This window comes from Nocardia sp. Marseille-Q1738, from assembly GCF_965283145.1.
Genome location: NZ_CBDIMS010000014.1, coordinates 87,579 through 101,870, shown reverse-complemented (window position 1 = coordinate 101,870; position 14,292 = coordinate 87,579). Strand labels below are relative to the sequence as shown.

14 protein-coding genes are annotated in these 14,292 nt (G+C 68.5%); 8 read left to right on the top strand and 6 right to left on the bottom strand.

Going from position 1 to position 14,292, the window contains the following annotated elements:
• The 5 genes from ACWPXK_RS32660 to ACWPXK_RS32640 all read right to left on the bottom strand — a co-directional run.
• The coding region (locus ACWPXK_RS32660) for a class II fructose-bisphosphate aldolase (protein ID WP_454200016.1) at positions 1-750 on the bottom strand (750 nt) is incomplete at its 3' end.
• 496 nt (positions 751-1,246) lie between these two features.
• Positions 1,247-2,200: a 1-phosphofructokinase gene (locus ACWPXK_RS32655; RefSeq protein ID WP_454200015.1), complete on the bottom strand. Its 954-nt coding sequence runs from the start codon at positions 2,198-2,200 to the stop codon at positions 1,247-1,249.
• Complete coding sequence (locus ACWPXK_RS32650; RefSeq protein WP_454200014.1) at positions 2,197-3,357, bottom strand: N-acetylglucosamine-6-phosphate deacetylase; 1,161 nt, start codon at positions 3,355-3,357, stop codon at positions 2,197-2,199. Before ACWPXK_RS32650 ends, ACWPXK_RS32655 begins: the two co-directional genes overlap by 4 nt.
• A 262-nt stretch (positions 3,358-3,619) precedes the next feature.
• A complete protein-coding gene (locus ACWPXK_RS32645; protein ID WP_454200013.1) occupies positions 3,620-4,957 on the bottom strand; it encodes an ROK family protein in 1,338 nt (445 codons plus the stop codon).
• A gap of 244 nt (positions 4,958-5,201) precedes the next feature.
• Positions 5,202-6,107 carry an SIS domain-containing protein gene (locus ACWPXK_RS32640; RefSeq protein WP_454200012.1) on the bottom strand — a complete coding sequence of 302 codons (906 nt, stop codon included), beginning with the start codon at positions 6,105-6,107 and terminating at the stop codon, positions 5,202-5,204.
• 160 nt (positions 6,108-6,267) lie between these two features.
• On the opposite strand from ACWPXK_RS32640, the gene ACWPXK_RS32635 reads away from it, so the two are divergent.
• The 5 genes from ACWPXK_RS32635 (at position 6,268) to ACWPXK_RS32615 (ending at position 10,942) form a co-directional block, all read left to right on the top strand.
• Positions 6,268-7,518: an extracellular solute-binding protein gene (locus tag ACWPXK_RS32635; RefSeq protein ID WP_454200011.1), complete on the top strand. Its 1,251-nt coding sequence runs from the start codon at positions 6,268-6,270 to the stop codon at positions 7,516-7,518.
• A 1-nt stretch (position 7,519) separates the two neighbouring features.
• The gene (locus ACWPXK_RS32630; RefSeq protein WP_454200010.1) at positions 7,520-8,401 is read left to right on the top strand and encodes a carbohydrate ABC transporter permease; all 882 of its coding nucleotides are present in this window, start codon (positions 7,520-7,522) and stop codon (positions 8,399-8,401) included.
• The gene (locus tag ACWPXK_RS32625) at positions 8,398-9,297 is read left to right on the top strand and encodes a carbohydrate ABC transporter permease (protein WP_454200009.1); all 900 of its coding nucleotides are present in this window, start codon (positions 8,398-8,400) and stop codon (positions 9,295-9,297) included. The genes ACWPXK_RS32630 and ACWPXK_RS32625 overlap by 4 nt, the downstream gene beginning before the upstream one ends.
• 121 nt (positions 9,298-9,418) lie before the next feature.
• Positions 9,419-10,075, top strand: a complete 657-nt coding sequence (locus ACWPXK_RS32620) for a TetR/AcrR family transcriptional regulator (RefSeq protein ID WP_454200008.1) — start codon at positions 9,419-9,421, stop codon at positions 10,073-10,075.
• Positions 10,076-10,150: 75 nt separating this feature from the next.
• Complete coding sequence (locus ACWPXK_RS32615; RefSeq protein WP_454200007.1) at positions 10,151-10,942, top strand: DeoR/GlpR family DNA-binding transcription regulator; 792 nt, start codon at positions 10,151-10,153, stop codon at positions 10,940-10,942.
• Between the two features lie 7 nt (positions 10,943-10,949).
• On the opposite strand, the gene pnuC is transcribed toward ACWPXK_RS32615, so the two are convergent.
• Complete coding sequence (gene pnuC, locus ACWPXK_RS32610) at positions 10,950-11,642, bottom strand: nicotinamide riboside transporter PnuC (protein ID WP_454200006.1); 693 nt, start codon at positions 11,640-11,642, stop codon at positions 10,950-10,952.
• A 155-nt stretch (positions 11,643-11,797) separates the two neighbouring features.
• Between pnuC and ACWPXK_RS32605 the strand changes: the two genes are divergently transcribed.
• The 3 genes from ACWPXK_RS32605 to ACWPXK_RS32595 all read left to right on the top strand — a co-directional run bounded on the left by ACWPXK_RS32605 (position 11,798) and on the right by ACWPXK_RS32595 (position 14,239).
• A complete protein-coding gene (locus ACWPXK_RS32605; protein WP_454200005.1) occupies positions 11,798-12,601 on the top strand; it encodes an ABC transporter ATP-binding protein in 804 nt (267 codons plus the stop codon).
• Positions 12,598-13,362: an ABC transporter permease gene (locus tag ACWPXK_RS32600; protein WP_454200004.1), complete on the top strand. Its 765-nt coding sequence runs from the start codon at positions 12,598-12,600 to the stop codon at positions 13,360-13,362. The genes ACWPXK_RS32605 and ACWPXK_RS32600 overlap by 4 nt, the downstream gene beginning before the upstream one ends.
• Positions 13,363-13,441: 79 nt before the next feature.
• Positions 13,442-14,239 (top strand): ABC transporter permease, encoded by a 798-nt coding sequence (locus ACWPXK_RS32595; RefSeq protein WP_454200003.1) that lies wholly within the window; start codon positions 13,442-13,444, stop codon positions 14,237-14,239.
• Positions 14,240-14,292 lie beyond the last annotated feature (53 nt).

The following is a 14,292-nucleotide window of genomic DNA, read 5'->3' as shown; positions in this document are numbered from 1 at the left end:
GTCTGATATGGCGGGGTGGGTGGTGAGGGTGGTGCGGATGGCGGTGGTCATCTGGATGTTGAGGCGGGTGGCGATGTTGATCTTGGTCATGCCGTGGTCGATGGCGGCGCGTAGGCCCGCGTCGGGGACGCCGGAGGAGCCGTGCAGCACCAGGGGGACCGGGACTTTCGCCGCCAGGCGGGCGATCAGTTCGTTGTCGAGTTCCGCGGTGCGGGTGTGCATGGCGTGCGAGGAGCCGACGGCCACCGCGAGCGCGTCGACGCCGGTGACGTCGACGAACTCGACGGCCTCGTCGGGGTCGGTGCGTGCGCCGGGGGCGTGGGCGCCGTCTTTGCCGCCGACTTCGCCGAGTTCGGCTTCGATGTGCACGCCGCGGTCATGGCACCAGCGGGCGAGGGCGGCGGTGGCGGCGAGGTTGTCGGCGTAGTCGAGGGTGGAGCCGTCGAACATGATTGAGCGGATACCGAGGTCGACCGCTTCATGGACCAATTCGGCGGTGGTGGCGTGGTCGAGATGGACCGCGACGGCCGCGCTGCTGTCGGCGGCGATGCGCAAACAGGCGAGGGCGAGCGGGGCGATGCTTCTGTGGTAGATCGCCGTGTTCTCCGAAAGCTGCAAGACAAGTGGCCGTTTCGCGGATTCTGCTGCGGCGGCGATCGCCTCGGCGTGCTCGAGTGTGATCACGTTGAATGCGCCGAGCCCACCCGGACGGGCCGCCGCTATCAGTTCCGGAACAGAGGTCAGCGGCATAGCTCATGCTTTCGTGATGCCCGGCGCGGGGGGCTGACCGGGACGGATGAACTGGCCCGGTGTGCCGGACAGCCTTGTACAGCCGCTGATTCCCAAGGGGAAGCGGGGTTTGCGTCGACGTCGCGCACTGGTCGAACCGGTCGGGAGTCCGGCTCGCCGGATGGCGGCATTGGGTGGCAATTAGGCACGGGCGAACTGGCCCGATGGGCTGGACCGGGTTGTACGGCCGCTGATTCTCGAGTGGGAGCGGGGTTGGCGTCGACGTCGCGCACTGGTCGAACCGGTCGGGAGTCCGGCTCGCCGGATGGCGGCATTGGGTGGCAATGCCGAAGTTCGTTACCGTGGTGCGGGCGGCCTCGATGCGCTGCGGCGCGCCTGCGGTGCCGGTGGCGGTGGCGGGAATCCACTGCGGATGTGCCGAGATCGGAGCGTTTGCCCGGACGGTGCAGCGGCTGGGAACCGACGTCGTCGGCGCACTCGATGCGGTGGGCGATTGTCATGGGGAAGTTTCTCGGGGTTTCGGTAGGTCCAGTTTCTCGACTCGGACGGTTGGGGCGAGGCGGGTCCGCAGACCGCGGTCGATCTCACCGGCCACCGGGATGACCACGGCGGCAGCGGAAGTCGCTACCGCGTCGGTGAGCACGGCCGCCCAGTCCGGGCCGGAGTCGGTGGAAAGGGCGGCGATCACCGCCGCCACCACGGAATCTCCTGCACCGGTCGGGTTTCCGGCGAGCGGCTCGGGTAGCGCGGCCGACCACGCGCCGTCGGCGGTCACCGCGACCATTCCTTCCGCACCGCGGGTGGCGATCACGGCGCGCACGCCGCGTTCGACGAGGGGATAGGTGGCGTTCACGATGGAGTCGGTGGTGTCGGGTTCGGCGCCCGTGAGACGACGCACTTCCCCACGGTTCGGCGTGAGCACGATGCCCGGCACCTGGGCCGCCAGGCGCAACGCCTCGCCGTCGACGTCGACGATGGTCGGTACGTCGGCCGCGATGGCGGTGCGCGCGATCTCGGCGGGAAGCGAAGGTTCGATGCCGCCCGGCAACGAACCGGAGATGACCAGCCCCGCGATCTCGGGTAGCAGCCCGGCCACCCGGACGGCCAATTGCTCGGCCGCATGCGGATTGGAGACGCGGGCGCCCGGTTCCCACAGCGCGGTGGCGGTGCCGTCCTCGGATTCGCTGATCACCACGGTGCGGCGCACCCAGGGCAGCGCGTGCACGAAGTCCACCGGCATCTCCAGTTCGGCGGCGGCCGCGAACGCATGGTCGGAGAAACCGGTGGCCCTGGCGTATTTGCCGAGCTGATTCAGCACCCGCGTCACGTTGATGCCCTTGCCGCCGATGCGCTGCTCCACCGAGCGGACCCGGTGGGCTTGCCCGCGTTCGAAGCGTTCGACCCGGTAGGTCATGTCGTACGCGGGATTCATTGTCACGGTGAGGATCACGAGAACCACTGTCCACGTCTGAGCACCCGGCGCAACTGGAGATTGTCACTGACTGTCAATATGTCGGCGAAGTAGCCGGGCCGCAGGTCACCGACGTCCGCGAGCCCGAGTGCGGTGGCCGGAGTGCAGGTGGCCGCCAGCACCGCGTCCCGCAATGGGACATCGGATTCGTGCACCGCTCGCGCCACACACCGCAACAGCGTGCTGACACCGCCCGCGATCGACCCATTGGCGATTCGCGCGACCCCCTCACGCACCGTGACCGACTGTGGGCCGAGCCGGTATTCGCCGTCCCCGAGCCCGGCAGCCTGCATGGCATCGGTGACCAGCGCGACCCGCCCCGGCGCGGTCGCGAACACCAGCGCGGCGAAGCCGGGATCGACGTGCACGCCGTCGCCGATCAGTTCCACGATCACGTCCCCTGCCGCCGCGGTGACCAGAGCCGCGGCGACCGGACCCGCATCGCGATGATGCAGCGGCGGCATCCCGTTCGCCAGATGAGTGACGAGGCTGGCCAAACCCCTGGGGCGCAAGGCATTACGGAAAGTTTCGTAGTCCGTGTCGCTGTGGCCGAGCGCGACCACCACACCGTGGTCGGCCAATCGCCCTGCGACCTCCGCGTATCCGGGGCGCTCCGGCGCGAGTGTCATCGCACGTAGCCACGCGCCGCCCGCGGCCAGCAGTTGGTCGGTCAGGTCGAGATCGGGGTCGCGCAGAAATCGCGGATCCTGTGCTCCGCATCGGGCCTCGGCCAGGAAAGGCCCCTCGACATGAATGCCTCCGAGCACGCCTTCCTCGGCCAGTTCGCGCAGGACGGCGGTCTGCGCCACCATCTCCGCGCCCGGTCCGGTGACCACGCTCGCCACCACCGTGGTGGAGCCGCTCGCATGGTGCGACTCGGCCGCCGCTCTCGCCTGCGCGGCGTCCACCGTGTCGAACCGATGCCCGAACCCGCCGTGATTGTGAATATCTACAAGCCCCGGCAGCAGCGTTCCGGAAAATGGCGGCTCGGGTATATCCGGGTGGACGGCCCGCCACTGCGCGAACGACCGCACCGCCTCGATCCGCTCCCCGGAAGTCATCACCACACCGTCATCGAGAACGACACTCGCCGAAACGATGCGCCCACGAATCGTCAGCTCGGAATGCTCTGTCATGCCAGTGCTCCCTGCCGTGCGAAGAGCAGTGCTTCTTGCCATGCGAGGAGGGCGGCAGCACCTGCCAGGCCCGCGTGTGTGCTGTACGCGGCCCGCGTAATTCGGGATGCGTGGGCCAAGTGGAGTTGAGTGGCGGGTGTGCGTGTGATGCCAGTGGCGCTGCCGTGCGAGCGCGCTGTACCCACCGAGCCCGCGTGTTTGCCGTGCTCGGCGGAGGCTCGGGGTGCGTGGGTCAGGTGGAGTTGAGTGGCGGGTGTGCGTGTCATGCCAGGGACCCCTTCCGTGCGAGGAAGGCGGCGCCCGCCAGGCCTGCGCGGGCGCCGAATTCGCCGAGGACCACACGGGGTGTGGGAACCAGGCGGAGGCGATCGTCCAGCGCTCGGTGTAGTGGCTCGGTGAGTGCGGCGCCCGCTCCGGCGAGTCCGCCGCCGAGAACGATCAGTTCGGGGCAGGCCGCGTGCACGATGCCTACCAGTCCGTCGGCAAGTGCGTCGACGGCGTCCTGGACGACGGCGGCGGCATCGGGGTCGGCGGCCATGAGCGCGAAAACATCGGCCGCGCCGGTGATCTCGCGACCCGTGCGGCGGGTGTAGGCCCGTGCGATCGCCGCGCCGGAGGCGACCGTCTCGACGCAGCCGGTATTGCCGCAGGGGCAGGGCAATCCCTCGCGCCTTACCGGTATGTGGCCGTATTCGCCGACCTGTCCATAGCCGCTGCGCACCAGCCGCCCGCCGACGGACAGCGTCCCGGAGATGCCGGTGCCGAGAATGACGACGCACACGTTCTCGTGGCCACGTCCGGCGCCGTACCGCCCTTCCGCCCAACCGGCGACGGCGACATCATGTTCGATCAGCGTAGGTATGCCCCAGCGCTCGGTGAAGCGGTCACCGACGTGCACGTCTCGCCAGCCGACATTGCTGCTGAACACCGCGACGGATCGGGCGACGTCGACGATTCCGGGCAGCACGACGGCCGCGCGGCCGACGCGGCGGCGATCGGATATCGATAGTTCGGCCAGCAATCGCTCGCCCAGCTGACCCATGGCGTCGAAGGCGGCCGCGCCGCGCGGCGTGGCGACCGCGGCGACGGCCAGCGCCGTGCCCGCGGCATCGGTGATCTCGCCTTTGATGGTGGTTCCGCCGACATCCAACCCGAGCACGAGCGCGTCGTCGGGCAATGGCGCGGCAGATCGCGTCATAGCTGCCGGGCCGAGCGTGGTCGCGGACTGCTCGGCTGTGTCCGGCGCGGCGGGCCTGGTCGATTCGGTCGTGTGCGATCTGGGACCGGTAGCGCCGGAGTGCGAGCGCCTCCGGTGCTGCTCGGCCACGTCCGGGTCCGGTAATGGTGCGGACGATCGAGTTGCAGCCGCTGGGCGGAGCGTGGTCGCGGGCTGCTGGGCCATGCCCTGCGCGACGGACCCCCTCGACTCGGTCGTGTGTGGTCTGGGCTCGGTAGTCCCGGAGTGCGAGCGCATTCGGCGTTGCCCGGCCACGTCCGATGTGGCGTCCGGCGCGGCGGCGGGCCGGGTGGACTCCGGCCCGGGCGATCCGGATCTGGTCACGCCGAAGTGCGCGCGCGTCTCCGGCTGTTTGGTTCCCATGTTCGGCACAGTAGTTCCTGGTAGCGCCCGTGCCGCCGCACACGCGGCAGGGAAGGAAACGCCCGCGTCGGGCGACGGGGGTTCCGGTGTGTGCAGGGCAAGTGTGGCCCGGAATCGGACGGGCGCGCCCGGTGGCGCGGTTGTTGCCGGTGTGGCGGCGTGGAGTGCGGCTGTCCCAAGTGCTGATGTGGCTCCGGTTCGGGGGCATAGACAGCCGCGGACGGGAATCATCGCCCTGCCCCGGTCATGACTTCAGGACAACGGAGCGGTTCAGGCTGCGCGGGTGGTCGGGGTCGAGGCCCAGGTCGGCGGACCGCAGGATGCACAGCCGGTGCACCCGGACCAGATCCGCCATCGGGTCGATATCGCGGTGTTCCAGGTGTGCGCCGGTGGCGGCGACGTCCGCGGTGAAGTCCGGCTCCAGCGGCCCGAAGGCCCAGACCGCGCGGCCCGGCGCGGAGATGCTGATCGGACCGTGGCGATATTCGGTCGCCAAGTACGCCTCGGTCCAGGACTGGCAGGATTCACGCAGCTTGAGCGCCGCTTCGTCGGCTACGGCCGCCGCGAATCCCATCCCGACGAAGGTGATCTGCTCCGCGGCGCGCACCGCGGCCAAGGACTCGGCGGGATCCTCGGCGAGCACCGCGCGGGCCTGCGCGATCACCGGTGTCAGGTTCTGGCCCAGATGCCAGCGCAAGATGGCGAGGGTGGTCGTCGCGAAGCGGGTCTGCACCACCGACTGCTCGTCGACCTGCTCGATGAGGATCGGATCGCCGAGGTCGAGCACGGGTGTGCCGGGGGTGGAGCAGATCACCGCCCGCGGGACGTGCGCCGGGATGGCCCGCATCGCTCGCACCACTTCGGTGGTCGTTCCGGACCGGCAGATCACCAGGTAGCGGTCGTAGTCGCGATCGCGGACGGCGCTGGCGGGCCACGCGTCGGTGACGCCGTGACCCGCCTCCTCGCGGAGTGCGGCAATCGCTCGTGACATGAAAAACGACGTGCCGCATCCGATTACGGCTACGCGCTCGCCCGGTTGGGGCAGCACGGCGCGATGGTCGGCGGCGACGGTCTCGGCATGCGTCCAGTCGTCCGGCTGGGTAGCTACCTCGGTGGCCAGATATGGCGCGGCGGTGTGTTCGGCAGGCACACGACCAGCTTCACCCTGCGTGATCGTTCATGTCAAATTTACGCGCGAATCGGTCACATATGATCACCGACCGGGCTAGATTGAGGTGCACGGACGGTGCGTCCCCCCATCATCGGTTCCTCCGTTGGCGCCGGGTGGGTAAATCTGAAAGGTTCTGCTCGTGAAAAGACCATTCCACCGCGTGCTTGCCGGAGTCGCGATGGTCACCGGCTTTGCGCTGGCCCTGTCATCGTGCGGGTTCGGTTCGAAAGACGCCGCGGACTCCGACACCACGATCAACTTCCTCGCGCCCGCGTACAGCGACGGCGCGACGGGCACCAAGGCTCTGTGGGACGGCATCATCGCCGAGTTCCAGAAGCAGAACCCGGGGCTCACCGTCAATCTGCAAATGGAGTCCTGGAACTCGATCAACGACGTGGTGCGCACCAAGCTCCAGTCCACGTCCACCACCCCGGACATCCTCAATATCGACGCCTACGCCAGCTTCGCCGGCGACGGCATGCTCTACCCGGCGGCCGAAATCGTCTCCCCGCCGGTGCTGGCCGATATCCAGCCGGGTTTCGCGCAGAACGCCGCGTTGAACGGCACGCAATATGCCTTGCCGCTGTTCGCCTCCACCCGCACGCTGTTCTACAACACCGAGCTGTTCGACAAGGCAGGCATCACCCGGCCGCCGAAGACCTGGGCCGAGCTGACCGACGCGGCCAAGAAGATCCAGGCACTCGGCGGCGGCGTCTCCGGGTACGGACTGCCATTGGGCAGCGAGGAGGCACAGGGGGAGACCTCCATCTGGACGTTCGGCGCGGGCGGCGCCTGGGCGGACGGCGACCGCATCACCGTGGACACCCCGGAGAACCTTGAGGGCGTGCGGGCCATGCGTGAACTCATCGATGCGGGTGCGACGCAGCCGAATCCGGGTGCGACCGACCGCAAGGACGTGATCAACGCCTTCATCCAGGGCAAGATCGGCATGATCGAGGCGCTACCGCCCACCATCGGCCAGATCGCCGCGAAGAACCCCGGCCTGCGCTACGCGACCGCGCCGTCGCCGACCAAGTCCGGCGCGCCGGTCACGCTCGGGGTGGCCGATCATCTGATGGCGTTCAAGAAGGACGGCAAGAAGGCCGAATCGATCAGGAAGTTCCTCGACTACTTCTACTCCGCCGCCGTGTACGCGAATTTCGTCAAGCACGAGGGCTTCATCCCGATCACGCACAGCGCCGCGGCCGCGCTCGCCGACGACCCGGTCACCAAGGCGTTCGCCGCCACGCTCCCGGTGGCGCGGTTCTATCCCAGCAACAACCCGAAATGGGCCGCGGCGCAGGGCGCGATCCGGCAGCAGATGGGCACCATCGCCCAAGGCGCGGACCCGGCCCAGGTGTTGCGGCGGATCCAGGAAGCCGCGAAGTAGCGTGCGGCGCAGAGGAACGCTCGCGGCGCTGCCGTGGATCGGGCCGTCGCTGGTCTTGATCGCGGCCATCGTCGCCTTCCCGGCTTGCTACATGGTGTGGACCAGCACCAGGGACCTCAGCGCCTACGGCCAGGACCGCGGCAGCGCCGGGCTGGCCAACTACCGGGCACTGTTCGGGATCTCGGAACTCGGCTCGGTGCTGGTCCACACGGTGGTCTGGGTGGTCGGCGTCGTGCTGATCACGCTGGTGCTTTCCGCGGCGCTGGCCCAGTTCCTGAACAAGGACTTCCCCGGCCGCACGGCGGTGCGGATGGCGATCCTGGTGCCGTGGGCGGCGTCGGTGGTGATGACGACGACCATCTTCTACTACCTGCTCGATCCGGACGTCGGCATCGCCAACCGGTTCCTGGTCGACATCGGCGTGCTGGACCGGGGCTACGGCTTCACCAAGCAACCGACGCAGGCGTTCCTCGTGGCGATGGGCGTCGCGGTGTTCGTCTCGGTGCCGTTCACGACCTACACGATCCTGGCCGGGCTGCAATCGATCCCGGCGGAGATCGAGGAGGCGGGCCGGGTCGACGGGGCGAGCGCATGGCAGCGCTACCGCTATCTCACGCTGCCGCAGCTGCGCCCGGCGATCGCGGTGGCGACCATCATCAACATCATCAACGTGTTCAACTCACTGCCGATTCTGCAGGTGATCACCGGCAGCATCGCGGGCTTCTCCGCCGACACCACGACCACGCTGACCTTCAAGCTGATCCGGCAGAACCAGCAGATCGACACGGCCGCCGCGATGAGCGTGCTGAACTTCGCGCTGATCGTGGTCGTTATCGCGATCTACGTGAAGGTTGTCCGCCCGACCCAGGAGGTCGACCGATGACGACCCGGACCGAGGTGGCGCGAATCGAACAGGTTCCCGACGCGCCCCAACCCGCCGCCGGTCCCGCGCGGGCCAGAAGGAGGCGCTGGGAGCTCACCGCGGTCGGGGTGGTGCTGGCCGCGGTCTTCCTGCTGCCGTTCGTGGTGATGGTGCTCGGCTCGCTGAAGAGCAGGGCCGAGATCCTGCGCATCCCGCCGACGTATCTGCCGGAGTCCTGGCACCCGGACAACTACGTGACCATGTGGGACACGCCGGAGACGCCGCTGCCGTTCAACCTGGCCAGCACGATCATCATCGCGGTCTGCGCCACCGTGCTGGTGTTGCTGGTCGCGATACCGGCGGGGTATTACACGGCCCGTCATCGCTTTCCGGGCCGCGGCGTGTTTCTCGGCGTGGTGCTGGTCACCCAGATGTTGCAGCCCACCGTCCTGGTCACCGGGTTGATCCGGGAGTTCTTCGCCCTCGGCATCAACGACACCTGGCTGGCGATGATCCTGGTGAACGCGGCGTTCAACCTGTCGTTCGCGGTGTGGATCCTGCACAGTTTCTTCGCGGCGATCCCGATCGAGATCGAGGAGGCCGCGCTGCTCGACGGACTGAATCGCTGGCAGACGCTGATCCGGGTGAGCCTGCCGCTGGTGTGGCCGGGCATCGTCACGGCGACGATCTTCGTCGTGGTGGCGTGCTGGAACGAGTTCGCCGCCAGCCTGGTCGTGCTGACCACGCCGGAGAACCAGCCGCTGTCGGTGGCGCTCACCAAGTTCGTCGGTCAGTACGACACGGCGTGGCAATACGTGTTCGCGATTTCCACCGTCGGCATCATCCCCGTGGTGCTGCTGTTCGCCGTAATCGAGAAGCGCTTGGTGGCGGGGCTCACAGCGGGCAGTGTGAAATAGCCGGGACTTGGCCAGATCCCTTGCGGTTCATGGACCGAACGCCCGCTGACGAGCCAAAGGGATCGTCGCGGATCGACGTTCGCGGCGCGGAGCAGCGATTGCCGCACGGTAGCATCGAATGGTGACACGGCAGGATCACGGAGCCACGGACGGTCGCCACTACGGCGGGCTGACCAAGGAACAACGGGTGGCCCAGCGCCGGACCCGGCTGATCGACGCCGCGCTCGAACTATTCGGCACCCAGGGCTACGCGGCCACGTCCATCGAACGTCTCTGTTCCTTCGCCAATGTCTCCACGCGCAGTTTCTACGAGGACATGGGCAGCCGCGAGGCATTGCTCATCGCGCTGGCGAATCGCATCACCGCGCAGGCCCTGGACCGCGCGCTCGTCGCGCTCGCCGAAACCGCGGACGAGCCGCTGGCCACCCGTGTCGTGGCGAGTTTCCGGGCGTATCTCGGGGTCACTTGCGCCGACCCGCGCCGAGCCCGCGTCTGCTATGTCGAGGTGGTCGGCGTGAGCGCCGCGGTGGAGGAGTGGCGCAGGCAGCAGCGCCGCCTGCTGTCGGCATTGCTGGTCAGCGAGGCTGAACGCGCCATCGAGCGCGGCGAGACCGGGTCGCGGCGGCGTTTCGATCTGTTCGCTCTGGCCGTGATCGGCGCGGTCAATTCCCTTGCCCAGGAGTTGGTCCAGAGCACGGCGCCGGACGAGCCACTCGGGCTGGACGAAATCTGCGCGGAAATCGCGTATTTCGTGAACTCCGGCCTGGCGCTGACTTGAGCGGAATGCCTGTGGTCATATTGTTCGCGTGCGCACCGAAACAGCGGGCTTCCCGCACGATTGGGACGGTCTGAGATGACCGGACCGACCGATCGTCCGCAACGGTGGAACCGGTTGCTGGAACTGCTCGCCGAAACCGGACGGCTCTCGGTGGAGGAAGCCGCCGAGCGGCTCGGCGTGTCCGCCGCGACCGTGCGCCGCGATTTCACCGCGCTCGCCGAACAGCAGCTGGCGACCAGGACGCACGGCGGCGTGGTGGCGACCGCCGTGGCCTACGACCTGCCCGCCCGCTACCGGCAGTCCGGCGGCGAAGCCAAGCAGCGCATAGCCGAACACGCCGCCGCCTTGATCAATCCGCACGCGGTGGTGGGAATGAACGGCGGCACCACTACGACGGCGGTGGCCAGGGCGCTGGCCGGACGGACCGACCTCGGACTGTCCGGTGACGAGCAGCTGACCATCGTCACCAACGCGCTGAACATCGCGGGCGAGATGGTGCTGCGGCCGCACGTGCGCACGATCGTCCTCGGCGGGGTGGCGCGGCGGGAGTCCTACGAGCTGCACGGACCACTGGCCGAACGGGCGCTGGCCGAATTGCGGCTCGACGACCTCATCCTCGGCGTGAACGCGATCTCCGCCGAGGGCGGCGCCCAGTGCAGGCACATCGACGAGGCCGGGGTGACCACCGAGATGGTCCGGCGTTCCGGGCGGGTGCTGGTGGTGGCCACCGCGGACAAGCTGGAGCGCACGGCCCTGGCCCGCATCTGCGGCATCGACCAGGTGCAGCTACTGGTGACCGATTCCGACGCCGATCCCTCGGCCGTCGCGACCATCCGCGCGGCGGGCGTGCGGGTCGACGTGGTGTAAGCGTCCGTCAGTCCGGAGCGGCGACCGGCACCGGTGGCCGAACGTTCTCGTCACCCGGCCGCATGCTGCGCGCCCAGACAAGGAATCCCCAGGACACGAAGCCGGCGTAGACCAGATACAAGGTGGCCGACGGATAGTAACCAGCCCGCAGGAGCAATGGAACGCCGACGAGGTCGACCGCGATCCAGATCAACCAGAATTCGGCCAGCCCGCGCGCCATGCCATAGGTGGCCAGCACCGAACCGGTGAAGATCCACGCCTCGGCCCACGGGCCATAAGAGCCGATCCATGCGAAGAGCTGGGCGAACACCGCCGTGCCGAGCAGCATCGCGGCCACGAGTGCCACGCGTTCGCGCGAACTGGCCCAACGCGGATCGACACCGCGATGCTCGAGTCCGGTGTCCCGGGTCGCGTGCTGATACCACCGCCACCAGCCGTAGACGCTGACCGCGATGAACATCAGCTGGCGTCCGGCCTGCCCCGCCATGTTCAGCTGCTGTGGGGTGTTGAACACGCCACCGACGAACACCGTGAACAGCAGGGCGTTCCCGGCGATGCCGATCGGCCAGGCCCAGACCCGCCGCCGCATGCCGCCGATCGCGGAGGCCAGGCCGAAGCCGTTGCCGATCACTTCGCGCCAGAGGATCTCCGAGCCCGCGATGTGCAGCTTGGCGTCGAGCAGCGTGATGATCGGGTTCACCTGTCGTGCAACCAGCGGCGGGCCGCATCTCATCCGTATCGGATCGCCGCGATCCGAAATTCGCGCGGCGGCCTTCGTGCGCACCGTAACGATTGCGCAATCTGACGACGCCATTCGCAATATCCGCGCAACCGGGTGCTCCTAGGGTGACCGTCATGAGCACGGAAAGCAGTACCGCCGGGGGGAGCGGAATTCACCTCAGCGGGTTGACCAAGACCTTCCGGGTAGGGCGGAAACCGGTGCAGGCGTTGGATTCCGTGGATCTGCACACCGAGCAGGGCGCGTTTCTGTCGCTGCTGGGCCCCTCCGGCTGCGGCAAGTCGACGGTGCTGCGTATCCTCGCCGGTCTGGAGACGCCGACCGCGGGCCAGGCGTTGATCAACGGCGAGACGCCCGCCGAGTTGCGCGGGCACCACGAGCTGGGCATCGCGTTCCAGGATTCCGCGCTGCTGCCGTGGCGGTCGGTGGAGTCGAATATCAAGCTGCCGCTCCAGGTCGCCGGGATGACGCCGGAGCCGGGACAGATCGCCGACCTGATCCGGCTGGTCGGGCTGGACGGCTTCGAGAAGGCCAAACCCGCGCAGCTGTCCGGCGGCATGCGCCAGCGGGTTTCGATCGCGCGGGCGCTGGTGGTGAAGCCGACCGTGCTGCTGCTGGACGAACCGTTCGGCGCCCTCGACGACATGACCAGGCAGCGGCTCAATCTGGAGTTGCTGCGGATCTGGACCGAGAAACCGGCGACCACGCTGATGGTCACGCACGGCATCGCGGAGGCGGTGTTCCTGTCCGACGTGGTGGCCGTGATGAGCCCGCGGCCGGGCCGGGTGCTGGAGCTGGTCGAGATCGACCTGCCGCGCCCGCGGCTGCCGGAGATGATGCGCACACCGGAGTTCCACAAGCTGCACGATTATCTGTCCGAGCTGCTGTTCGGGAAGTCGGGGAAGGGAGGCGTGGCATGAGCGGGAGGCGCGTCATGAAGCGCTACGGCGGTGTGCTCGGCGTGCTCGGGCTGGTCGCGGTGTGGTGGATTCTCGCGGCGTTCGAGGTCGCGGGCGGCACCATACCCAGCCCATGGCGGGTGCTGCACACGATGTACACCGACGGATGGGGCTTGTACGGACCCAACTTCCGGATCACCGCGCTCGGTGCGTTGCAGGGGTTCGTCTGGGGCAATGGGCTGGCCATCGCGCTGGCCGTCTTGATCGTGCTCGTCCCGCCGATCGAATCGCTGGCCACCCAGCTGGCGATCCTGAGCTATTGCACGCCGCTGCTTGCGCTCGGCCCGATTATTCTGGTCGTTTTCGGCGGGCGCACCCCGACCGTGTTCCTCGCCGCGATGTACTGCTTCTTCACCACGATGGTCGGCACCGTCGCCGGATTGCGCTCCGCCGACCGCACCAGCCTCGACCTGGTGCGCGCCTACGGCGGCGGACGCTGGCAACAGCTCTACCGGGTGCAGGCGATCGCGGCGCTGCCGAGCACCTTCGCGGCGCTGAAGATCGCCGCGCCGTCCGCCGTGCTCGGCGCCATCATCGGCGAGTACCTCGGCGGCGTGGACAGCGGCATCGGGGTGGCGCTGACCGCCGCGCAGACCGCCTACAACGTGCCGCGCACCTGGGGCATGGCGCTGGCCGCCGCGGCGCTGGCCGGACTCGGCTACGCGCTGGTGGCGCTGGGCGCGCGGTTGGTCGCTCCGTGGACCGCGCAGGAGGCACGATGACGAACAATTGCGTAGCGCATGCGATGAAAAGCCATGGCGCGTCGCGACTCCCCGGGCCGATCGATGCGGCGGGCGCACGATGAGCCTGCTGCGACGAATCGGGCGGTTTCTGTTCCCGCTGGCTACTTCGCTGCTGCTGATGCTGGTGATCTGGTACGTCTTCCTGAAGGCGTTTCCGCAGGTCGGCCCGCGAGTCGGCAAGACACCCGGCGATATCTGGACCTATCTGGTGACGGCGCCCAACGCGGACACCGCGCGTCAGGCCATTCTCGACGATCTCCAGATCACCCTGCGGGACGCGGCTATCGGGTTCGGCGCGGGCATGCTGGCCGCGCTGGTGGTCGCCGCGTTGTTCGTGTCGTTCGCCGCGGTCGAGCAGACATTTCTTCCGGTGGCGATGCTGCTGCGCTCGGTGCCGCTGGTGGCGTTGACCCCGATCATCGTGCTGGTCTTCGGCCGCGGCCTGGCCGGGGTCGCCGTGCTCGCCGCCATCGTCGTGTTCTTCCCCGCCCTGGTCATGATCATGGCGGGATTGCGCACCGCGCCGCGGCAGGCGCTGGAGCTGGTGGCCGCCTACGGCGGATCGCGGTGGACCGGTTTGCGCATGGTCGCAGTGCCCGCGGCGCTGCCCTCGGTGTTCGCCGCCGCGCGGATCTCGGTGCCCGGCGCGCTGATCGGCGCGCTGCTTGGCGAGTGGCTCGGCAGCGGGACCGGGCTCGGGGCCAGCCTGATCCGGGCCATCCCGACCTTCCAGTACAGCAAGCTGTGGGCCTCGATCGTCATCGTCACCCTGGTCTCGGTGGTGTTGTACGCGATCGTCGGCGTCATCGAGAATCTGGTGCTCGCACGTTTCGGGCCGGAGGCGGGACAATACTGACCGTGCGGTCTGTCAGCGAAATTCGCGCAAATCCAGGCTCGGAACGTCAAAGT